This window comes from Paenibacillus chungangensis, assembly GCF_042675905.1.
Taxonomy (GTDB): domain Bacteria; phylum Bacillota; class Bacilli; order Paenibacillales; family Paenibacillaceae; genus Pristimantibacillus; species Pristimantibacillus chungangensis.
In genome coordinates this window covers 232,808-255,086 of sequence record NZ_JBHTJZ010000009.1, presented here as the reverse complement: position 1 = coordinate 255,086, position 22,279 = coordinate 232,808, and the positions used below count along the sequence as shown (strand labels likewise).

Genomic DNA, 22,279 nt, shown 5'->3' with positions numbered 1-22,279 from the left:
CTTACTCACCTCTCTACCGATTCCATGACGAACGCTTCAATAACGTCTCCTACTATAATATCGCTAAATCTTTCTAGCGTTATACCACATTCGAAGCCTTGCGTTACTTCCTTCGCGTCATCCTTGAATCGTTTCAGAGAATCCACTTTGCCGTTGTACACGATAATGCCGTTACGGATAATACGGGCTTCGGCAGATCGGGTTATTTTCCCATCGAGTACCATACAACCTGCGATGGAACCGATTTTGGAGACTTTAAATACGTTTCTGACCTCCGCATGTCCAATCACCCGTTCGCGGTAGACCGGATCAAGCATACCTTTCATCGCTTGCTCGATCTCATCAATCGCTTTATAGATGACCTGATGCATCCTGACGTCGACTTTCTCCTGGTCGATCGTACGCTCAGCTTGCGGATCAGGACGCACGTTAAAGCCGATGACAATAGCATTGGAGGCGGAGGCGAGTATGACGTCGGATTCCGTAATGGCGCCTACGCCTTTATGAATAATTTTCACTCGAACGCCTTCTACGTCAATTTTGGACAATGACCCTTTGAGAGCCTCTGCGGAGCCTTGAACGTCAGCTTTAATAATGACATTCAGATCCTTCATCTCGCCTTCTTTGATCTGATTATACAGATCATCCAGCGTGACGCGAGTATTGGCTCCCATCTCCGACTGGCGATGCTTGACCGCCCGGCGGTCGGCAATTGCGCGAGCTTTGCGCTCGTCCTCGAATGCCATGAAAGGATCGCCCGCAAGCGGAACTTCCGTTAATCCTGTAATTTCTACAGGAGTAGATGGACCTGCTTCCTTCAGACGACGTCCGCGATCGTTCACCATCGCTCTTACGCGTCCGAAGCAATTGCCCGCCACGAATGCATCACCGATCTTCAACGTGCCGTGCTGTACGAGAATACGCGCCACAGGGCCTTTGCCCTTGTCCAGCTCAGCCTCGATCACAGTGGCTCTTGCGCGTTTGTTCGGATTGGCTTTATAGTCGTTCACTTCCGCTACCAGCAAGATCATTTCGAACAGGTTTTCCAGACCGATGCGCTTCTTCGCGGACACTTCCACGAAGATCGTATCTCCGCCCCACTCTTCAGGAACCAACTCGTATTCCGTCATTTCCTGCTTGATTTTATCGCTGTTCGCTTCCGGCTTGTCTATCTTATTCACCGCGACGATAATCGGTACACCCGCTGCCTTCGCGTGATTAATCGCCTCCACAGTCTGAGGCATGATCCCGTCATCCGCGGCTACGACGATAATCGTTATGTCCGTCACTTCCGCGCCGCGCGCACGCATTAAGGTGAACGCTTCATGGCCAGGCGTGTCCAGGAATGTGATTTTCTTATTGTTGATCTCCACTTGATAAGCGCCGATATGCTGCGTAATACCTCCGGCCTCGCCGCCGCTTACATTTGTTTTGCGGATGGCGTCAAGCAACGTTGTCTTACCGTGATCGACGTGTCCCATAATCGTCACGACCGGTGGGCGCTCTTTCAGATTCGCTTCATCGTCCGTTTCTTCGATTGTTTCGAAGTCGTCTTCCACAACTGGAATCTTCACTTCCACTTCAACGCCGTATTCAGCGACGATGAGCAGAATCGTATCCATATCGATTTCTTGATTGATCGTCGCCATTACACCCAGGAACATCAGCTTCTTAATAACTTCGGAAGCATCCTTATGCAGTAGCTTTGCCAGATCGCCGACTGTCATCGTACCGCGTACTATAATCTTCTTCGGTGTATTGTCGATCTTCTCGCGCGGCGGCTGCTGCGACTGGCCTCTTCCGCCCCGGCCTCTTCCGCCCCGCTGATTGGACTTGTAATTCGGTCTGCCGTCATCGAATCGCTTGCCGTTGCTGCCGTTTCGCGACTTGTTGTTTTTGGAGCCTTTATCAGTAGAGGGTGTGTTGCCGCGCGATTGCTCGAATCTGGATTCGAAAGCGCGTGGTTGTCCCCCTTGTCCGCTACCTGCGGGACGGTTGGCACCTTGACCGCCAGCGTTTCCGCTTGGCGGACGGTTTCCTCCACCGCCTGCATTTTGCCTGGATTGGCCTTGTGCGGTTCCGCTGCCGCTCGGACGAGCGCCCGCATTGCCGCCTGGACGTCCAGTTCCGCTGCCTGCTGGCCGCTTGTTGCCTGTGCCAGCGGGACGACTGCTTTGCTGCTGACTTCTTTGATCACGTTGTTGGTTGCCATTTTGGTTTTTCGTTGTCGTATTAATAGAGTTCGTAGTCCCCTGTCTATCGTGTAATGTATGGTTGTTTTGCTGCTGGCGATTGGCGGGAGCTGTTGTGGTAGACATCGTTGCGCCGCCGTTCTCTTGAGCGCGCTTCGCCGCGGCATTTGCTTTTATATCGCGGAAGAAGCCCTCCACTTTGCTTACCATTTCGTTTTCCATGACGCTCATATGGTTGTTAACGGGCAAGTTTAAGCGTTTGAGGATCGTAATAATTTCCTTGCTACTCATATTAAGTGATTTTGCGTATTCATAGACGCGCAGTTTATCTTTATTATCTTTGTTCTCCTGTTTGCTCAAGTAGGATCCACCTCCGTATTTGGGCTCAGATGATTGGCAATCATTTTTCCGAATTGCATATCCGTCACCGCCAGAACGACGCGTTCCGGTTTCCCGATGGCTCTCCCCAGTTGTACACGGTCGCTTGCTTCGGTGAGTGAAATACCGTAGGAATTGCATTTATCCCGAAACTTTTTTTTGGTATTGTCAGAGGCATCGGCGGCAAGAACGACCAGATGCGCTTTCCCGGTCCGAACCGCCTTCAGCACCGTCTCGTCCCCGGTTACCAGCTTACCTGCGCGCATGGCCATGCCGAGCTGCGACAATAACTTGTCCGGCTTCATTCCTCCGCCATCTCCTTGCTTTCCACGAATTGTTGTTCCACTGCGACAAATTCCCTCTCCAACTCATCGTAGATCGACTCGCTTACGGGTTGCTTCAAAGCGCGATCCAGCGCCTTCGAACGCTTGGCCAGACGGAAGCATGCCACCTTACCGCACAGATACGCGCCGCGACCGGCCTTCTTGCCCGTCAGATCGATACTGATCTCTTCAGAAGGTGTCCTTACTACGCGGATAAGCTCCTTCTTGGACATCATATCCTGACATGCGACGCATTTGCGAAGCGGTATTTTTCTCGTTCGCATTGCACACCCCCTCCTTTCGCGTGACCGGGTCTTAGTCGAAAGAGACAGAATCCTGATGCATCATCGTTGCGCTCGTCGATTTCGGTCGGCCGTATTCCTGCTCAGCTTGCGTCTCGCTCTTAATATCGATCTTCCAGCCTGTCAGCTTGGCAGCTAGCCGCGCATTCTGTCCTTTAATGCCAATCGCAAGCGATAGCTGATAGTCCGGCACGATGACGCGGGCCATCTTCTCCTGCTCGAACACGATAACCTCTAGCACCTTGGAAGGACTGAGCGCATTGGCTACATACTCCTCTACATTCTCAGACCAGCGAACGATGTCAATCTTCTCGCCTTTCAGCTCATTGACGATCGTCTGCACACGAATGCCCTTCTGTCCGACGCAAGAGCCTACCGGATCGACCTCTTCGTTGCGGGAATGGACGGCGATTTTGGAACGGAAGCCGGCTTCCCGCGCAACCGAGCGTATTTCTACTACACCATCGTAAATTTCAGGAACTTCCAGCTCGAACAAGCGTTTTAGAAGACCGGGATGAGTACGCGAGAGGATGATTTGAGGGCCTTTCGTCGTGTTCTCTACTTTGGTAATATAGGATTTAACGCGATCCATGTGCTTGAATTTGTCAGTGGGCATTAATTCCGTCAGCGGCATCACCGCTTCAACCTTGCCGAGATCGACGAACAGGTTGCGAGTATCCTGACGCTGAACGATACCATTGACGATATCCTCTTCTTTGTCAATGAAAGCATGATAGATCAGTCCTCGCTCCGCTTCCCGAATTCTCTGGGTGACGACCTGCTTCGCCGTCTGAGCGGCGATCCGGCCGAAATCTCTCGGCGTCACCTCAATCTCTGCCACATCATCCAGTTGATAATGCGGGTTAATCTCCCGCGCCGCTTCCACGGTGATCTCCAGACGCGGGTCAAGCACCTCGTCGACGACGGTTTTTCTTGCGTATACTTTAATGACACCGTTATGGCGGTTCATATCCACTCTTACGTTTTGCGCCGTATTGAAATTCCGCTTGTAGCTTGAGATAAGTGCAGCTTCAATCGCTTCAAGGAGCACATCCTTGGAAATGCCTTTATCTCTCTCAATTTCGTGCAAGGCCTCAATAAAATCCATACTCATTGGAACGGAGTTCCCCCTTTCAACTTATCCATGCATATTAGAAAACGATCGCGAGTCTGGCGCTTGCGACCTTGCTGTACGGGAGGCTGTGCTCCTTCTTGCCGATGCGAACAGTAGCGGTATCGCCGTCAAAATCGATCAGCTCCCCTTCAAATTCCTTCAGTCCGTCAATTGGCTCATATGTCGTTATAAATACATGCTTGCCAACGGCCTTGCGGACATCTTCCGGCTTCTTGAGCGGGCGCTCCGCTCCGGGAGAAGACACCTCAAGGAAGTATGCGTCCGTAATGGGATCGTCCTTATCTAACTGCTCGCTGACATATTCGCTTATGCGCCCGCATTCATCAATGTCTATGCCGCCTTCCTTGTCGACAAAAATACGTAAAAACCAGCTGCTGCCTTCTTTTATATATTCAATATCGACAAGTTCGAATCCGTGCTCATTGAGATAAGGTAACACCATAGCCTCAACGGCGGCTTTGATTTTGGATGTGCTCACAGTGTGTAAACCTCCTGATTGTTTCGCGCAATGTAAATTTCCGGAATACAAAACGTAAAGAGTGGGTTTCCCCACTCTTTAATCATCCCAGTCTTATCAACATCATTGCCACAAAAATTATATCATAATCCCCTATTAGTGACAAGAAATGATTTCTAGTCTGCAGGGTCCCATCCCGCGCGGGCAGTAGATTCTATAAGTGCTAGAAGAGAGACAACTGGTTGGATTCCGGTAGACCGCGGAAGCAGCCCAGCGTATTTAACAGCTCCACGATTGTTTTCGACGCTTTGGACCTCATCTGGAAATCCTCGATGGACAAATATTCGCCGGCTTCCCGCGATGCCGCAATATTGCGCGCGGCGTTCGCTCCGATTCCAGCTACCGCTGCGAAAGGAGGTATAAGGGACTTGTCCTCTACCAAAAATTTGACTGCATCGGACCGGTACAGGTCAATCGGCTTGAATGAAAAACCACGCGAGGTCATTTCAAGCGACATCTCCAGCTGCGACACCATGTTTTTCTCCTTTGGCGTCGCATTGAAGCCTTTCGCCTCAATCTCCACCAACTTGCGAAGGATGGCGTCATAGCCTTGGCACAGCAGCTCCAAGTCGAAGTCATCAGCACGTACGGTAAAATATGTCGCATAGAACTCGATCGGATAATACAGCTTGAAGTAGGCAGTCCGGACAGCTGAAATGACATATGCCGCGGCATGGGCCTTCGGAAACATATACTCGATGCGCAGACAGGAGTCGATGTACCACTTTGGCACTTTGCAATCCTTCATTTCCTGAATCCACTCTGGCGTCAAGCCTCTTCCCTTCCGCACGCTCTCTGTAATTTTGAAGGCGAGCGAAGCGTCCATGCCGGCCTTGTAGATCAAGTAAAGCATAATATCGTCGCGACAACCAATCACCGTCTTAATCGTACATGTTCCATTCTTGATCAGTTCCTGAGCGTTGCCCAGCCATACACCCGTGCCGTGTGACAAGCCCGATATTTGCAGTAGATCAGCGAAGCTCGACGGCTGGGTCTCCTGCAGCATCTGACGAACGAACTTCGTTCCCATCTCAGGGATGCCGTAAGTCGCAACCGGGGAACGGACTTGCTCCGCGGTTACACCCAATGCCTCCGTGGAATTGAACAGGCTCATCACCTTTGGATCATTCATTGGAATTGTTGTGGGATCAATTCCTGTCAAATCCTGCAGCATCCGCATCATAGTAGGATCATCGTGCCCCAGAATATCCAGCTTCAATAAATTCTCGTCGAACGCATGGTAGTCGAAGTGCGTCGTTTTCCATTCCGCCTTCACATCGTCAGCAGGATATTGGACAGGTGTAACATCTTCCACTTCCATATAATCGGGCACGACGACGATGCCGCCAGGGTGCTGTCCCGTGCTTCGCTTCACGCCAGTACAACCTCCGGCCAGTCTGGACAGCTCCGCTCCGCGCCACTTTTTGTGATGCTCTTCCTCATATTTTTTGGCGAAGCCATAGGCAGTCTTCTCAGCCACCGTACCGATCGTACCAGCGCGGAAGACACATTTTTCCCCGAACATCACTTTGGTGTAATTGTGCGCGATCGGTTGATATTCCCCGGAGAAGTTCAAGTCGATATCGGGAACCTTGTCTCCTTTAAATCCAAGGAACGTCTCGAACGGTATATCTTGTCCTTCACCTTTCATCGGTTGTCCGCACTTGGGACAGTCCTTCGATGGCAGGTCGAAGCCGCTCGGCACGCTGCCGTCTAATATCCAATCGCTGTTCCTGCATTCGGAATTGCGGCACAGATAATGCGCCGGCAGTGGGTTAACCTCTGATATACCAAGGAACGTAGCGACGACGGAAGACCCTACCGATCCCCTGGACCCGACGAGATAACCGTCTTCATTCGATTTCTTCACCAGCTTGGCGGATATGAGATAGTTCGCGGAGAATTTGTACTTGATTATTGGCACAAGCTCCTTCTCCAGACGGTCAATCACGACTTGGGGCAGCTCTTCGCCATACAAGGATTTGGCTGTAGCGTAGCACGTATTGCGAATCTCCTCGTCTGCCCCTTCAATGTCCGGTGTGAACAGCTCCTTAGGGAACATGTCATAATGCTCGAAACGATCTGCCAGATTGGAAGTGTTCGTGACGACGACCTGCTTCGCTCTTGCATCGCCCAGGAAGCGGAATTCTTCCAGCATTTCTTCTGTCGTTCGGAAGTGAGCGTCCGGCTTGCGCATGCCTTTCAACGGACTGAACCCGGTAATGCCATGAATCGTTATATCGCGGTAGAGCTTGTCATTGGGATTCAAATAGTGAACGTTACCGGTCGCTATAACGGGCTTACCCAACTCGTCGCCGATGGCGCATACACGCCGCATCGCATCTTCAATCTCCGCTCTGCTGCCAACCAGACCTTTCTCCACCAGATGCATATAGAAGTCCAACGGCTGGATTTCAAGCACATCATAGAAGCGAGCGACCTCTATCGCTTCCTCTAGCGACTTGTTCAGCACCGTTTCGAAAAACTCTCCCTTCTCGCAGCCGGAAATAACGAGCAAGCCATCCCGCATCTCTACAAGCTTACTCTTCGGTATGGTGGCTACCTTCTTGAAATACTCCGTATGGGACAATGAGATGAGCTTGAACAGATTTTTCTTGCCGGTTGCATTGAGCGCGTAAATATTGCAGTGAAATGGACGGGCGTTGCTAAGTTCCAGTCCCACGTAATCGTTCAGTTGATGCAGCCCTGTCACATTGCGCTCCGCTGCGTCAGCGATAAGACCGAACAAAATGCCGCCCAGCGCAATGGAATCGTCAATCGCTCTATGGTGATTATCCAGACTAATCTTATATTTAGCAGCGAGCGTGTTCAGACGATGATTCTTCATCGTCGGGTGAAGGAAGCGGGCAAGCTCAAGCGTATCCAGTACAGGATTTTGCACTTCAGGTAAGCCCAATTCCTTGCAATTCGCTTGTATGAATCCAATATCGAAGCGGGCATTATGAGCGACCAGAATATCATCTTCTATAAACGCGATAAATTCCTTCAACTTGGGCGCAAGCTCCGGCGCTCCTCGCACCATATCATCCGTAATATTAGTCAATTGCTGAATATGATAAGGGATCGGCTCGTGTGGATCGATGAAAGTGGAGAAGCGCGCAATTTCCTTGCCGTCCCGCATCTTGACGCCGGCCAATTCAATAATTTTATTGTTCACCACGGACAAGCCCGTCGTCTCGATATCGAATACGGTATATTGCGCCGTCGCCATCTCCTCTTCCCGAGAATGGATAACCATCGGGACGGCATCGTTGACGACATTCGCCTCCACCCCGAACAGCACTTTCATATCGTTCTTCTTGGCAGCCTTCACAGCGTCGGGATAACACTGCACATTGCTGTGATCCGTCACGGCAATCGCCTTGTGCCCCCACTTCGCCGCAGTTTTTACGTAATCGCCGATAGAGGTGACGGCGTCCATCGTACTCATCGTCGTGTGCAGATGGAACTCTACCCGCTTCTCTTCCGCTTCGTCCTTCCGGCTCGGCGGGGCGCTTACTTCATGAAGATCGTTCGGCATCATGACGAGCTCCGGCTCCTGCATGAAGCGGTCGTATTCCACGCGCCCGCGCGCCTTTACCCATTTGCCGTTAGACAGTTGAGAGAGGACCTTCACATCCTCCTTCGTCTTGGCGAACATCTTCATCGCGATGGAATCGGTGAAGTCGGTCAGATTAAATATGAATAGAGTGCTGCCGTTACGCAACTCCTTCACATCCAGTCCGAACACAGTACCTTGCACGACAATCCGCTTCTCTTCGTCTTGCACGTTCATGATCGGTACCGGTTCTTCCTTAATGTCGTAACCGACTGCCAGACGAACAGCGTCCTCATTGCCTTCTGCCGCATCATCTTCCACTTCGGATTCCGCCATAATCTGTTCTACCGCTTGACGCTCCTCTTGCTCGAGCCTCATCATAAATTCATCGTACACTTCCTGGCTAGGCTGTCCGAGCGTTAATTTCACAGACACCTTTCGCTCGAAGTTATCGTTGTAGAAAGCGGAAACAAGCTCGTCGATTCGTTTCTTTCGAGCCAGCTCAAGGCCGGTGGAATCCAGCAGTGACAACGTGATCTGATCCCCATGCGCTTCCATGCCCGCCTTCTGCAGCCAGCCGTTGACGGAAGCGATATTGGTCTTGGCCCACTCCAGGAAGAGCGGCCAATACTGAAGGATGATATTCTCGTTCTCTACGATGTCATCATAGATAAGCTTGAACGATGTATCGGCGATATGTGAGAATTTCATCTTCACAGCTTGCAACAATGCGATGTAGGCCCCTAAAGGAACCATGGACGTCTTGCGTATGCAAAACGTCCATTCTCTATTATTTCTGTTCACGATCACTTTATCGATAGACCCATCCCGGAAATGGGTATCGACCAAATCGCGCGGCAGCTCCGCTTGCTGCAGCAACAGCTCGAAGCGATGCCGCTTGTCACTGGCTTGGTTCATCATTGCTTTCACTCCTCATCCCGAACTAGTAGAGAGGTTCCTAATAAGCGCGGGCAAACACAACGGTATGCTTGGAGGCATCGCCGCAAACAAGGCAAACTTCCTTCTTCGTAGCGGGCTCGAACGGAATATTACGGCTAGTAGCCCCTGTCTCTTCCTTCACCTGCTTCTCGCATGCAGCAGAGCCGCACCAGCCGGATTCCACGAAGCCGCGCTTCTCTTCCATGAAGCTCTTCATCTCGTCCAACGTGTCCACAGCCGCAAAATTGTCCTGCCTAAACTGTTTAGCCCGTTCGTACATGGCGTCTTGTGTCTCTTCCAACATTTTGCTTACTTCGCCTGTCAGCTCATCTTGCTTCACGATGCGCTTCTCGCCTGTAATACGCGACACAAGCACGACGACGCCGTTGTCCATATCGCGGGGACCAAGCTCGAGGCGCAACGGTACGCCGCGCATCTCGTATTCGTTGAACTTCCAGCCCGGACTGACATCGGCCCGGTCATCTACGCGGACGCGGATACCGGCCGCTTTCAGCTCGGCGAATAGCTCGTCCACTCGGCCAACGACGGCTTCGCGCATCTTAGCAGGTCCGATCGGAATCATAATAACCTGAGTCGGAGCTACCTTAGGCGGAAGCGCCAGACCTCGATCATCCCCATGCACCATAATAAGCGCTCCAATCAGGCGGGTGCTTACTCCCCAGGAAGTCGTATGCGCGAATTGAAGCTCATTCTGACGATCGAGGAACTTAATGTCGAACGCTTCTGCGAATTTGGTGCCCATATAGTGAGATGTGCCGGCTTGCACGGCGCGGCCATCTTTCATCATCGCTTCAATGGAATATGTGTCTACTGCACCTGCGAAACGCTCAGACGGCGTTTTCTCACCTTTAATAACAGGGATGGCGAGAAATTTCTCTGCAAAGTCCGTGTAGACATCCAGCATTGTAAGTGTTTCCTTGCGAGCATCCGCTTCATCCTCATGCGCCGTATGTCCTTCCTGCCAAAGGAATTCACTCGTACGCAAGAAAGGCAACGTCCGCTTCTCCCAGCGGACAACGTTAGCCCACTGATTGATTAGAACCGGCAAATCTCGGTACGATTGAATCCACTTCGCATACATATGGCCGATCATCGTCTCTGAGGTAGGTCGGATGGCCAACCTTTCCTCCAGCTTCTCTCCAGCCGCTTCCGTTACCCAAGGCAGTTCAGGGTTGAACCCTTCTACATGCTCCTTCTCCTTCTGGAAGAAGCTCTCCGGAATGAATAGCGGGAAATAAGCGTTGCGATGTCCCGTATCCTTAAAGCGCTGATCCAGCTCTCGTTGTATATTTTCCCATAGCTCGAATCCATCAGGACGAAATACGATGCAGCCGCGAACTGGTGAATAATCCATCAGCTCCGCTTTTTTGATGACATCGATATACCATCTCGAGAAATCTTCGCTTTGCGACGTGATTTCCGTTACAAACCCTTTATCCTTGGACATGTTCGACAGACTACTCCCCTCTCATTAATCGTAAAATATCATTGTAGGTGACGACGACCATCAGCAGCATAAGCATAGCAAAGCCGATGAAATGAACCATACTTTCCTTATTAGGATCAATCGGCTTTCTGCGAAGAGCCTCCAGCCCAAGAAAAATCAGCCGGCTTCCGTCAAGCGCTGGTATCGGCAGCAAATTGAATATACCCAAGTACAAGCTCAGCAACGCCGTCCAACTTGTCAATTTGTCAATTCCTTGTCTTGCGATCTCGCTTGTCATCTCCGCTGTCCGTACCGGTCCGCCTAAATCATCTAGCTTGAACTGACCTGTTACAAGCATTTTAAAACCGTCAAATATAAGTATCGTCATATCTTTCATCAGCGTTGCCGACTTTGTAACCGTCTCGCCAATGGTAGCATTGCGAGTCTCATACATAGGCACAATACCAATCTTGCCCACGCCATGTTCATCTGCTACTGGGGTAACCGTAACCGACATAAGCTCGCCGTTCCGAACAACGTCAAGCTTAATGGGATTGCCGACGGATTCACCGATTAGTTCCACCATATGCTCGAAATCAGTGCCGATCGGTTCGCCGTTAATGGCATGAATGACATCTCCCTGCTGCAGATTGGCTGCGTGCGCAGGCTTGCCTTTCGTCGCTTCTCCGATCAGAAGTTTCTCTGGTACGCCCGCCAATTGCACATAAACCCCGAACAAGACGAACGCTAATATAAAGTTCATCATAGGACCGGCGAATATCGCCATTGCCCGCTTGCGTACCGGCTTGCTTCCGAATTGCCTGTCATACGGCGCAATTTGCGTCTCTTGACCGCGAGCGATAATCAACGCTTGCGGATGAACGGAGAATTCCTCGACCTCTCCTTCGATGTCAAGCTTGATACCAAGCTTGTGCTCCAAATCCAGTGAGACGACTTCACCGCGAACGGTTCCGCTTCTGTCGTCCAGGCGATCAAGATACATTCTCGTAACTGCTCCATCCTTCATTCGAACCGCAATTGTCTGACCGGGCTGAACCTCGACAAGTTCCGGGTCCTCTCCTGCCATTCTGACGAATCCGCCTGCTGGAATGAGACGGAGCGTATACCGGGTTTCGCCCTTCTTGACGGAGAATAACTTAGGACCGAAGCCAATAGCGAACTCCCTGACCAATATGCCTGCCCGTTTCGCGAAATAGAAATGACCCCACTCATGTATAGTGACGATCACAAAAAAGACGAGCACTGTAAAAAATATGACCCCCAACGTTCCCATTGTCCTGTAGCCTCCTGTTCGTTACGGCCTGTACATAGATTATCATTATTCTCCCGTCCGATACAAGAGAACCACTATTTCCGGTTCTACACTTTTGCCGCAACGCTTCTGGCCCATTGATCGATCTCTTCTATTGCGTCAATATGATCGACGGCGCATACCTGATGACGGTCTACGACTTGCTGCAATATACGCTCAATATCCAGAAATGCAATCTCCCCGTTCAGGAAGCGGGCTACCGCAATCTCGTTGGCTGCGTTATATACCGTCGGAGCGGATTGTCCAAGCCGGCCGCATTGGAAGGCTAACCGAAGAGCTGGATAGCGTTCATAGTCCATCTCTCGAAAATGCAGCTTGCCGATCGCGGCCAGATCCAGTGGTTCCGTAGGTGTTGGTTGCCGATCGGGATAGGTGAGCGCGTATTGGATGGGAACTCGCATGTCGGGCAAGCCCAATTGCGCAACGATGCTGTTGTCCACGAATTCGACATAGGAATGGATAATACTTTCGGGGTGAATAAGTACTTTGATTTGGTCGTAATCGACATCATACAGCCACTTGGCCTCCATAACTTCCAGTCCTTTATTGACCATTGTGGCGGAATCTATCGTAATTTTGGCGCCCATCGACCAGTTCGGATGATTCAATGCTTGTTCCACCGTCACTCCGGCCAGCTCGTCTCTCGTCCGATCGCGGAATGATCCGCCCGAAGCTGTAAGCGTAACAGTCTTCACCGTCTGAGCCCTCTCGCCATTCAGACATTGGAATATTGCAGAATGCTCGCTGTCGACCGGCAGGATGGATACGCCGCGCTCCTTGGCTCGCTTCATGACGAGATGCCCTGCCGTAACTAGCGTCTCTTTATTGGCCAGTGCAATCGTCTTGCCCGCCTCGATCGCAGCCATCGTCGCGGGAAGCCCTCTGCTCCCCATAATGGCGGTCACTACGATGTCGGCGTCCGTACTTGCAGCAACATCGATCAGACCTTGCTCACCGTATGCCACCCGGGTACCAGACGGTAGATGAGGTGCAGCCCGATCTGCCAAGTCCTTCGTCGCCAGGCTAACCAGCACAGGTTTGTATTTATTCGCCTGTACCACTAATTCATCCACTCTCGAGCCTGCAGACAATGCCACAACTTTATATTGTTCGGGGTGATGATCCACAATATCCAGTGTTTGCGTGCCAATCGACCCCGTTGAACCTAACAAAGCGATTTTTTTCAACGTATTCGTACCTCCATTAATAACCTGCTTAGGAAGCCCCTGATCTTATGACGGTATAAGCGAACATAACAGCAGCAGAGGAAATACGATGATCCAGCTATCGCAACGATCCAACACGCCGCCGTGCCCCGGCAATATAGCGCCGGTATCCTTAATACCCCGAACCCGCTTGTAAGCCGATTGGATCAGATCTCCGAATTGGCCCGCCACAGCCGCTAACAATCCGATAAGAACCGCATGACCGAGCGAGAGCGTCTCAGGGGCAGACAGGGCGAAGCACACTGCGACGAGCAACGACAGAAGCACCCCGCCCAGCGCTCCTTCTACCGTCTTGTTGGGGCTAATGGACGGCCATAGTTTACGTCTGCCTATAGCTCGTCCTACGAAATAAGCGCCTATATCAGAAGCCCATATGCAGCTGAAGGACAGGAACGTCCAGAACAATCCGTCCGGTGACATTCCCCTCACCTCTATCATCGCGGAGAAGCCCACGCCAACATAGATTGCGCCAAGCAGCATAAGAGCGGCGCCGTCAATTGTCATGGCATTCTTCGTCACAACAGTAATAGCCAGCAAGAAGAACGCAAGCAGCCAGATCATCGTTAGCAACGACGGCAGCTCCACTCCCCAGCCGGCCCACGGAGGCACAATATAAAGAATGCCGGCAAAGCCAAGCAACGAAGCGGGATGCAGCAGAGGGACGCCGTTCATCTTCACGTACTCCCTGAATCCAATCATAGCCAATACAATTAGCAAAGTATCATAATACGAGCCCCCTGCAACCATAATGGCCAAGAAAAAGGCTCCTGCTACAATGCCGGTAATTAGTCTTTGTTTCACTTATTCGTCACACTCCGTGTATTGAAGCTACAAACCACCGTACCTGCGCGCTCTTCTCCGGTACTCTTGAATGGCTTCATGAAAATGCTCTTCCGTAAATTCCGGCCAGTACACATCCGTAAACCACAGCTCGCTGTATGCCAGCTGCCATAACATGAAATTGCTTAATCGCAATTCCCCGCTCGTACGAATCAGTAGATCCGGATCCGGGATATCGCTTGTCAGCAATCGTGAATGCATGAGCCTATCGTCAATCGCCTCAGGCGCAAGCTCTCCTCGCTTGACATCGATAGCTATCTCTTTAATGGCTTCAAGCATTTCTTTCCTGCTACCATAATTAAGGGCAAAATTAAGTACGAGTCCAGTGTTCTTCGCCGTTCGTTCAATCGCTTCTTCTACAGCCTTCAAGGTATGGGGTGGAAGATCTTCCCTGTAGCCCATCATGCGAACCTGGACATTGTTGGCCATTAAGTCCTTCAACTCAACTTCTAGAAATTGCTCAGGCAGCTTCATCAGAAAATCGACTTCCGCTCTAGGCCGCTTCCAGTTTTCGGTCGAAAAGGCATACAACGTTAAATACTTAACTCCTATTCGTTCCGCTGCCATCGTGATGCGCTTTACCGTCTTCATGCCGGAGTGATGACCAGCCATTCGAGGCAATCCGCGATTTTTCGCCCATCGCCCGTTCCCGTCCATAATGATGGCAACGTGCCGGGGCACGTTATCGAACGCTTCCGAGTCAGCAGAGGGCAAGGTCGCCTTTCCCAGTTTGGCCCAAAGTCGCTTGATCATCTAACTTCCTCCCAACCAAACAAGTTTAAACGGTTAACGCTATGTGGTATAAAGGAACCCCACCTATCGGAGGGGTCGCCTGTCGTTTTCATTGCGATTACCGCAATTAAACTTCCATAATTTCTTTCTCCTTGGCAGAGATAACTTTCTCTACCTCGGCAATAAACTTATCGGTCGATTTCTGAATATCTTCCTGATGACGACGAGATTCATCTTCGGAAATATCCGTTTTCTCAAGCTTCTTCACATCATCGTTGGCGTCGCGACGTATATTGCGAATCGCCACCTTGGCATCCTCGCCATACTTCTTGGAAGACTTCACCAGCTCGCTGCGACGCTCTTCCGTCAGTGGCGGCACAGAGATACGAATGACGTCCCCATCATTGGAAGGCGAAAGCCCAATATCCGACTTCAGAATCGCTTTCTCGATAGCGCCTAACGACGACTTGTCCCAAGGCTGGATGAACAACGTACGCGCATCCGGCGTATTAATGTTGGCAAGCTGATTAAGCGGGGTCATCGCTCCATAATATTCCACTTGAATCCGATCCAGCAAGGAGGGACTTGCTTTACCCGCTCTCAATGTGGCCAGATCGCGCTTCAGTGCCGATATTGCTTTTTCCATCCGCTCTTCGGCGTTCTTCTTGATCGCTTGTGGCATTACTTAGCACTTCCTCTCACTATCGTTCCGATTTTTTCACCTTGTACAACCCGTTTAATATTGCCTTGCTCCGTAATGGCGAATACGATTAACGGAATATTATTGTCCATGCACAATGAAGATGCAGTGGAATCCATCACACCCAGATTACGGTTCAACACATCCAGATACGTCAATTCCTCATACTTCTCAGCTGCACTGTCCTTGAATGGATCTGCAGAATATACGCCGTCCACCTTGTTCTTCGCCATCAGGATAACTTCGGCTTCGATCTCGGCTGCCCTTAGAGCGGCAGTCGTGTCCGTCGAGAAGTATGGATTGCCTGTGCCTGCTGCGAAGATGACAACACGGCCTTTCTCTAGATGTCGAATCGCGCGGCGCCGAATATACGGCTCAGCGATTTGCTGCATGGCAATTGATGTTTGTACGCGTGTTGGCACATCAATTTGCTCAAGCGCGTCTTGAAGCGCGAGCGAGTTCATCACGGTTGCAAGCATGCCCATATAGTCCGCGGTCGCTCGATCGATGCCCTTGGCCGTTCCGGCGATGCCTCGCCATATATTGCCCCCGCCTACGACGATTGCGACCTCTACTCCCAGTTGAACGACTTCCTTTACTTGCTCCGCAATGGAGGAAATCACTGAAGCTTCAATTCCATAACCTTCTTGACCGGACAATGACTCGCCGCTGACCTTCAATATGATGCGTTTAAATACAGGCTGTTCCAACGTTTATACCTCCATCTTTCACCTCGCGCACGAGGTCAATCAATTATGTTGCCGCACACAGACGGGGCGGGGCGAACGCCCCGCCCCGCCGCTAGCGTTCGGATTAAAGTTTCGCTTGAGCCATAACCTCTTCAACGAAATTATCTTCTTTTTTCTCCAGACCTTCGCCAAGTTCGTAGCGAACGAAGCGGCGGATGGAGATGTTCTCGCCGATTTTACTGATTTTTTCGTTCAGCATTTCGGAGATTGTTTTGTCCGGATCTTTAATAAAGGATTGCTCCATCAGACAGAACTCTTCATAGTATTTAGACACGCGTCCTTCAACCATTTTTTCAATGATTTTTTCAGGTTTACCTTCGTTCAGAGCTTGCGCCTTCAGAATTTCGCGTTCTCTCTCCAGCTCATCTGCAGGAACTTCTTCACGACGAACGTATTTCGGATTTGCTGCTGCAATCTGCATAGCAATATCTTTCGTGAATGCACGGAATTGCTCTGTTTTTGCAACGAAGTCTGTCTCGCAGTTGATCTCCACGATGACGCCGATGCGGCCGCCAGCATGAATGTAAGATTCAACAACGCCTTCAGTAGCGATACGGCCAGCTTTCTTCGCTGCAGCTGCAAGCCCTTTCTCGCGAAGGACATCAACCGCTTTCTCAATATCGCCGTTTGTCTCCTCTAGCGCTTTTTTGCAATCCAGCATGCCTGCACCTGTTTTCTCACGTAGTTCCTTTACCGCGCTCGCATTAACCGCCATAATAAACCCTCCTAATTATTAAGTCTTAGCTATGTTTTATCCGGAATACCTTTGGTCAAAAAAAGGGCAGCGAGAGGTTTTCACCATCTGACCACCCTTTGTTTTCATAAACAAATATGCAAGTTGGAATTAAGCAGTTGTTTGCTCTCCTTGGTTCGCTTCCACAATTGCATCGGCCATTTTGGAAGTGAGCAGCTTAACCGCACGGATCGCATCGTCATTGCCAGGAATAACGTAGTCGATTTCGTCCGGATCGCAGTTCGTGTCAACGATGCCTACGATAGGGATGCCCAGCTTGCGAGCTTCTGCAACCGCAATGCGCTCTTTGCGAGGATCAATAATGAACAGCGCGCTTGGCAGGCCGTTCATGCCTTTGATGCCGCCCAGGAATTTCTCCAGACGGTCTTTCTCCTTGCGGAGAATGATAACCTCTTTCTTAGGCAGAACCTCGAAAGTACCGTCTTCTTCCCACTTCTCCAGTGTTTTCAGACGATCAATACGCTTTTGGATTGTTTGGAAGTTGGTCAGTGTGCCACCCAGCCAACGCTGGTTGATGTAGAAATTGCCACAACGCTCCGCTTCTTCTTTTACAGAATCTTGAGCTTGCTTCTTGGTTCCTACGAACAGGACAGTGCCGCCTTCTTCAGCGATGGATTTCACGAAGTTATAAGCCTCGTCAACCTTTTTCACTGTTTTTTGTAAATCGATAATGTAAATTCCGTTTCTTTCTGTGAAGATATAACGATCCATCTTCGGGTTCCAACGACGAGTCTGATGACCGAAGTGCACCCCAGCTTCCAATAGCTGTTTCATGGAAATAACCGCCATTCTTCAACACCTCCTGATTGGTTTTTGTGTGCTCCTCCGCCCGTCGCATCTTTTCTCAAAACTTTCGCCTGGCGAAAGCACCCTTGAGAAAATTGACCAGCGTGCGTTTTTAACACCGTCAACTAATATATCATATCTGTCTCATTGAAGCAACTGTTACATCGTAAATCTGAGGGTATGTTTAAGGTTTGAAATCTTGCAAGAGCTGTTGCGCCGTCTTGGGAGGAAGCGGTTCGCTCGTAACGATTTTGACGGCCTCCTTAATGCTGGTTGCCTCGGAAAATAAAAAATAACCTGCTCGAACCATTTTATTTTGTTTTTTCATCTCGTTAATAAAAGCGGCAGCATTATCAATAGCCCCCGATGAAGCGAGCAAATTCGCTGTTTCCGTCAAATTGAATCCGGGCTCGATGCGGATCACACGCTCGTTGGCGGTCAACGTCGATTCGTTATCGTCTGTCACTCCCTCTGCTTCATCGTGTCTAATTGCGTTATCGCCATCTGAATTGTCGATTAAGGATTGCTCAGCGGGCGGCAACTTCTCGTCTTTGGGATCGTCTTGTACGGCTTCTTCTTGCTTCGGTCCCTCTTCGCCAGATGGCTGATCCCTCTCATTGCCTGCCTCCTCTGCTGTTGAGGGACTCGCTTCCGCAGACTGATCTATGCCGACTCTGCCAAGCTTCTCTTGATTGATCTCGCCGATTGAGAACAATTGATAGAGGGATGCGCCGAGAATAATGCCAACGCCAAGCCCGATGAGCAAGGAACGTTTGTCAAGCACGTATAGCCTCCTCCTGCTTGGCCAGCTGCAAGATGAGCTGAACTTCACCTTTATTCATCTCCATGCGTCTTGCTATCGCTTCAAGCGACTTGCCGTTGCGATGAAGCTCCAATAGCGGTGCGTATCGCGCATTGATCGTTGTAGATGCGGCGGCATCGGAAGCATCGGAATCCCCGACAGCAATCTCGGCATTATTGGGAGATATGCTGCCAGCCTTTGGTTCCGCCTGTACCTGTAAGCTTGCTGCAGCGGGTACTTGCGCCGCAATCGGATTAACGGTGCGTAGCGATTGAAGCTGCAGTTCCAGCTGCGAGCAAGTTCGCTCTAATTGAACAATACGCGTTTCATAGAGCTTTTCCCTTTCGGCAGCGGCCTTTCCGGAATCGGCGAGAAGCTGCATGAACTCGCTATTATCCTTCTCCATGTTTTCCATGAATTGCTCCAAGGCGATTTCCATGTTTTGGAGTGAACCCCCTTGTTCAGCAGACCGCCCCTTTTTGCCTGGGATCAGAAATGCGGCAACCAGGATAACCGCCCCGAGAAGTACAATCATTTGCCATGGCCCCATAGTCCAGCCGCCTTTCTTTCGTTATAAAGTAATATCAAGATGATGACCTTTGTAAGGATGAGCCGGCGTGTCGCTATCGACTTCCTCGTTTTCGTGTTGACGCTTGCTGTCCTTGTTAGAATGATGCTGGTCAGCACCTTCGCCGTTCGTATGAACCATCGCTTTGGAGGCTCCCTCCACCGCCGCATTCTGGGCACGCTGCTCTTCTGTTTTCTTGGCAGACTGATTTTCAAGCAGAGTCTGCTCCGTAACCGGGCGCTGCATTGCCTGCTGCTGCATGTTGCCCATCTCCTGCGTTCGCGGGATAGACATTTGCAGATCCAGTGATTTGAATGTCATACGGCATAATCACCCCTTTGTTCGTTATGGCGAGTAAGGAACAATCGCAATATCGCCTTCCATATATTGAAAGGAAACCCTTTGCGTCGCATCCTTCACGAACTTTGTGTATCGTCCAATAACTATTTTGGTGCCTCCATATACCGTCCCGCTGACGTCCACTTTCGAACGGCCTGTGTCCTCCAGCATTTTCTCAATGTCCAACATCCGCTCCTTCGCCTCGCCAAGCTCGACATTCGCTTGTCGCTTCGTAGCATTCAGCTTCACTCGCATGGCCAACCGGTCCGGCGTCAGTTGGCCCGAAGCCGCCATCGTATTTAAAATAATGAGCGCTTTTTCGGTTTTGTCCAAGCTGTCGTAAGTGTTTTTAATAGATTGACGCAGCTCCTGCAGTTCGTCCCGCAACTCCGGATTGACTCCAACCTCCACGAAGGTAGCGGTGGACATGGAATTGCCGATCATACGGGCCTGTACGCTTGTTCCGGCTTGGATGACGCCGCCAACAATCAATCCTTTGGCTCCGGAGCAGATAACGCTTCCACCTGCTTTCACGTTAGCGTGCATAATACTTTGACTCACGACAATATTTCCACTTGCAATCACATTGCCTTCCTGGATGAATGAGCAACGTACGTCACCTGCAGCCTTGACGCTGCCCTTACCGCCCGCCATAATGCCTCCGGTAATTTCGATGGAGCCATTAGACGCCAGCTCGGCTCCCTCCACTCCACCTACGACACGAATGTCTCCCGTTGCATGAATCTTGAAGCCGCTTAATACGTTGCCGCGAATGACGACAGTCCCTACGAAATCAATGTTCCCGACACTATAATCGACGTCGCCGTTCACCTCATACACCGGGAATACATTAATTTTCCCTTTTTCCGTAATCGCAACAAGACCATCGATCGCCGCATACAACGCCGTGCCTTCCCCATTCATGACAACATTTTTGCCAATTTTAAAGTGTGCCGGCTTGCCCATGACCGGCTCAAGCTCCTCGCCGGTCACCGTGTGACCTACTGGGCCTGCAGTAGGTGTCAGCAGCTCGGCGAGCAACTGTCCCCGATTGACGTTGTTTAGTTTGGTAACCTGTTTTAAGTCCACTTTACCATGTTCATCCTGGGCAAGAGCGCCAGTGTCGGCATTCTTATCATATACGAAGGATATTGAACCGTTTCTTCCCGGCTTGGGGCTTTGTCCTTGAGCTATCAATGTCTGTTCTTTGCAATAGGCGAGCGGGTTAAGGCATATTTGTTCTAGAACCTCGGTATGAAGACCATGGACAATCCCTTTGCTGCGCAGGAAACGCCCCAGTTCTTCCGGTGTGCAGGCAAAATCTTCAGTCATTCGGGCAAATGTTATAAAGGCAGACAGCTTATCCGGTGATGTCTGTACACGCAGGTATGAGTCCAATTGGAAATTGTCCATCCTTCTCCTCCTTTCTAGTGCTGCAGTAATTGTTCTTTATGTTTAGCCAATACACCCCTTAGCCTTAGAATCGCCTTAGAGTGCAATTGGGAAATTCTCGACGGTGAAAGTGACATGACTTCAGCGATCTCGCTAAGAGAAAGCTCTTCATAATAAAAGAGCGATACGACAATTCGTTCCTTCTCAGTCAATCGTTCAATACCCTTCGCAAGCGATTCCTTTAAATAATACTCATGCACCTTGTAGTCTGGATTTTTGGCCTTGTCATCAATAAGCAGAGACAGACGCGTCTCCGTCTCTTCTTCACGGATGGGATCCTCCAGCGAGCATATCGTCGCAACGGATATATCTTGAAGCATCGTAGCAAATTCACGCTCGCTAACGCCTAGATACTGACTTATTTCCGTATCCGTTACCGTCCGCATATATTGCTGCTCCAACAGTTGGTAGGCATCCTCCACTCGCTTGGCCTTCTCCCTCACCGATCGGGGGACCCAGTCTCCTTGACGCAAGCCGTCAATAATAGCGCCTCGGATCCGCCAAGAAGCATAAGTCTCGAACTGCAGACCTCGCAAATAATCGAATTTCTCGATCGCATCGATCAGACCCATTACGCCGTTACTGGCCAGATCGTCCCTCAGTACGTTTTTGGGCAGACCTATCGCCATACGGTTTGTTACATAATCAACCAGAGGCAAGTAATGCTCAATAAGCCCTTTCTTTGCTTCGATCTCACCGTGTTCCTTCCATGCTTGCCACATCTGGATGTTTGTCAAATGAGGCGTTTTTAGCTCTGCCATCGACTCACTCTCCTGTTAGATGACGTAGTGCTTTCGCCAAATGTTCTGGCTGATTATCATCGGCGGATACGAATTGCGGCGGATTAAGCGGCTTGAACTGAGACGATTGAACAGCAAGCGCGTTATCCTTGCCAGAATGGTTCGCATCGCCTTGAAGCTGAGCCTTAAGCATATCGTTCAAATCTTCGGATTCGTCAGGAGTTGTTAGATCAAGCTGCGAACCGTTGTCTGCTTGACGCTCCTCCGCGTTGACTATCATAGCAGGAGGCTTTAATATAGCTGCGAGCGCAGCGCGAGCGGCGAACGCCAAGACAAAAAAAGAAACGAAAGCATATAAGCTACGAAGCAGCACAACGGACATCGGATTGCTGTTCATCGAGAATATGATGATAAGCAGCGTTCCCAACAGCCCAAAACCGACATTCCATCGCCACGATCCCAGCAT

At 50.5% G+C, this 22,279-nt stretch carries 21 protein-coding genes; all 21 read right to left on the bottom strand.

The genetic code is table 11. From position 1 onward, the window contains the following. Nucleotides 1-5 precede the first annotated feature (5 nt). The 21 genes from infB to ACFQ2I_RS08875 all read right to left on the bottom strand — a co-directional run bounded on the left by infB (nt 6) and on the right by ACFQ2I_RS08875 (nt 22,279). Nucleotides 6-2,552, bottom strand: a complete 2,547-nt coding sequence (infB, locus tag ACFQ2I_RS08975) for a translation initiation factor IF-2 (RefSeq protein ID WP_377563681.1) — start codon at nt 2,550-2,552, stop codon at nt 6-8. After that, entirely contained in the window at nt 2,549-2,875 is a 327-nt protein-coding gene (locus ACFQ2I_RS08970) for a L7Ae/L30e/S12e/Gadd45 family ribosomal protein (RefSeq protein WP_377563679.1), read from the bottom strand. The genes infB and ACFQ2I_RS08970 overlap by 4 nt, the downstream gene beginning before the upstream one ends. Next, nucleotides 2,872-3,177 (bottom strand): RNase P modulator RnpM, encoded by a 306-nt coding sequence (gene rnpM, locus ACFQ2I_RS08965; RefSeq protein WP_377563678.1) that lies wholly within the window; start codon nt 3,175-3,177, stop codon nt 2,872-2,874. Before rnpM ends, ACFQ2I_RS08970 begins: the two co-directional genes overlap by 4 nt. 31 nt (nt 3,178-3,208) lie before the next feature. Then, complete coding sequence (gene nusA, locus ACFQ2I_RS08960; RefSeq protein ID WP_377563677.1) at nt 3,209-4,309, bottom strand: transcription termination factor NusA; 1,101 nt, start codon at nt 4,307-4,309, stop codon at nt 3,209-3,211. Nucleotides 4,310-4,346: 37 nt separating this feature from the next. After that, nucleotides 4,347-4,808 carry a ribosome maturation factor RimP gene (gene rimP, locus ACFQ2I_RS08955; protein ID WP_377563676.1) on the bottom strand — a complete coding sequence of 154 codons (462 nt, stop codon included), beginning with the start codon at nt 4,806-4,808 and terminating at the stop codon, nt 4,347-4,349. Between the two features lie 202 nt (nt 4,809-5,010). Next, nucleotides 5,011-9,324, bottom strand: coding sequence for a PolC-type DNA polymerase III (locus tag ACFQ2I_RS08950; RefSeq protein WP_377563886.1), 4,314 nt, complete (start codon nt 9,322-9,324; stop codon nt 5,011-5,013). A gap of 40 nt (nt 9,325-9,364) precedes the next feature. Then, nucleotides 9,365-10,813, bottom strand: coding sequence for a proline--tRNA ligase (gene proS, locus ACFQ2I_RS08945; protein ID WP_377563675.1), 1,449 nt, complete (start codon nt 10,811-10,813; stop codon nt 9,365-9,367). A gap of 10 nt (nt 10,814-10,823) precedes the next feature. Continuing rightward, nucleotides 10,824-12,086 (bottom strand): RIP metalloprotease RseP, encoded by a 1,263-nt coding sequence (gene rseP, locus ACFQ2I_RS08940; protein ID WP_377563673.1) that lies wholly within the window; start codon nt 12,084-12,086, stop codon nt 10,824-10,826. 86 nt (nt 12,087-12,172) lie between these two features. Further along, nucleotides 12,173-13,312: a 1-deoxy-D-xylulose-5-phosphate reductoisomerase gene (locus ACFQ2I_RS08935; RefSeq protein WP_377563672.1), complete on the bottom strand. Its 1,140-nt coding sequence runs from the start codon at nt 13,310-13,312 to the stop codon at nt 12,173-12,175. A 45-nt stretch (nt 13,313-13,357) separates the two neighbouring features. Continuing rightward, complete coding sequence (locus ACFQ2I_RS08930) at nt 13,358-14,152, bottom strand: phosphatidate cytidylyltransferase (protein WP_377563670.1); 795 nt, start codon at nt 14,150-14,152, stop codon at nt 13,358-13,360. 27 nt (nt 14,153-14,179) lie between these two features. Then, a complete protein-coding gene (locus ACFQ2I_RS08925) occupies nt 14,180-14,944 on the bottom strand; it encodes an isoprenyl transferase (RefSeq protein WP_377563668.1) in 765 nt (254 codons plus the stop codon). A 106-nt stretch (nt 14,945-15,050) separates the two neighbouring features. Then, the gene (frr, locus tag ACFQ2I_RS08920) at nt 15,051-15,605 is read right to left on the bottom strand and encodes a ribosome recycling factor (protein ID WP_377563666.1); all 555 of its coding nucleotides are present in this window, start codon (nt 15,603-15,605) and stop codon (nt 15,051-15,053) included. Next, nucleotides 15,605-16,333 carry a UMP kinase gene (pyrH, locus tag ACFQ2I_RS08915; protein WP_377563664.1) on the bottom strand — a complete coding sequence of 243 codons (729 nt, stop codon included), beginning with the start codon at nt 16,331-16,333 and terminating at the stop codon, nt 15,605-15,607. Before pyrH ends, frr begins: the two co-directional genes overlap by 1 nt. 103 nt (nt 16,334-16,436) lie before the next feature. Continuing rightward, on the bottom strand, nt 16,437-17,087 hold the full coding sequence (gene tsf, locus ACFQ2I_RS08910) for a translation elongation factor Ts (RefSeq protein ID WP_377563662.1): 651 nt from the start codon (nt 17,085-17,087) through the stop codon (nt 16,437-16,439). Between the two features lie 129 nt (nt 17,088-17,216). Then, nucleotides 17,217-17,915, bottom strand: coding sequence for a 30S ribosomal protein S2 (rpsB, locus tag ACFQ2I_RS08905; protein ID WP_377563660.1), 699 nt, complete (start codon nt 17,913-17,915; stop codon nt 17,217-17,219). A 181-nt stretch (nt 17,916-18,096) separates the two neighbouring features. Next, nucleotides 18,097-18,696, bottom strand: a complete 600-nt coding sequence (locus ACFQ2I_RS08900; protein WP_377563658.1) for a hypothetical protein — start codon at nt 18,694-18,696, stop codon at nt 18,097-18,099. Further along, a complete protein-coding gene (locus tag ACFQ2I_RS08895; RefSeq protein WP_377563656.1) occupies nt 18,689-19,264 on the bottom strand; it encodes a DUF6115 domain-containing protein in 576 nt (191 codons plus the stop codon). The genes ACFQ2I_RS08900 and ACFQ2I_RS08895 overlap by 8 nt, the downstream gene beginning before the upstream one ends. A 21-nt stretch (nt 19,265-19,285) precedes the next feature. Next, nucleotides 19,286-19,603, bottom strand: coding sequence for a hypothetical protein (locus ACFQ2I_RS08890; protein ID WP_377563654.1), 318 nt, complete (start codon nt 19,601-19,603; stop codon nt 19,286-19,288). A gap of 24 nt (nt 19,604-19,627) precedes the next feature. Continuing rightward, on the bottom strand, nt 19,628-21,034 hold the full coding sequence (locus ACFQ2I_RS08885; RefSeq protein ID WP_377563653.1) for a DUF342 domain-containing protein: 1,407 nt from the start codon (nt 21,032-21,034) through the stop codon (nt 19,628-19,630). Between the two features lie 14 nt (nt 21,035-21,048). Further along, nucleotides 21,049-21,834, bottom strand: coding sequence for a FliA/WhiG family RNA polymerase sigma factor (locus ACFQ2I_RS08880; protein ID WP_377563651.1), 786 nt, complete (start codon nt 21,832-21,834; stop codon nt 21,049-21,051). Between the two features lie 4 nt (nt 21,835-21,838). Further along, nucleotides 21,839-22,279, bottom strand: a complete 441-nt coding sequence (locus ACFQ2I_RS08875) for a hypothetical protein (protein WP_377563649.1) — start codon at nt 22,277-22,279, stop codon at nt 21,839-21,841.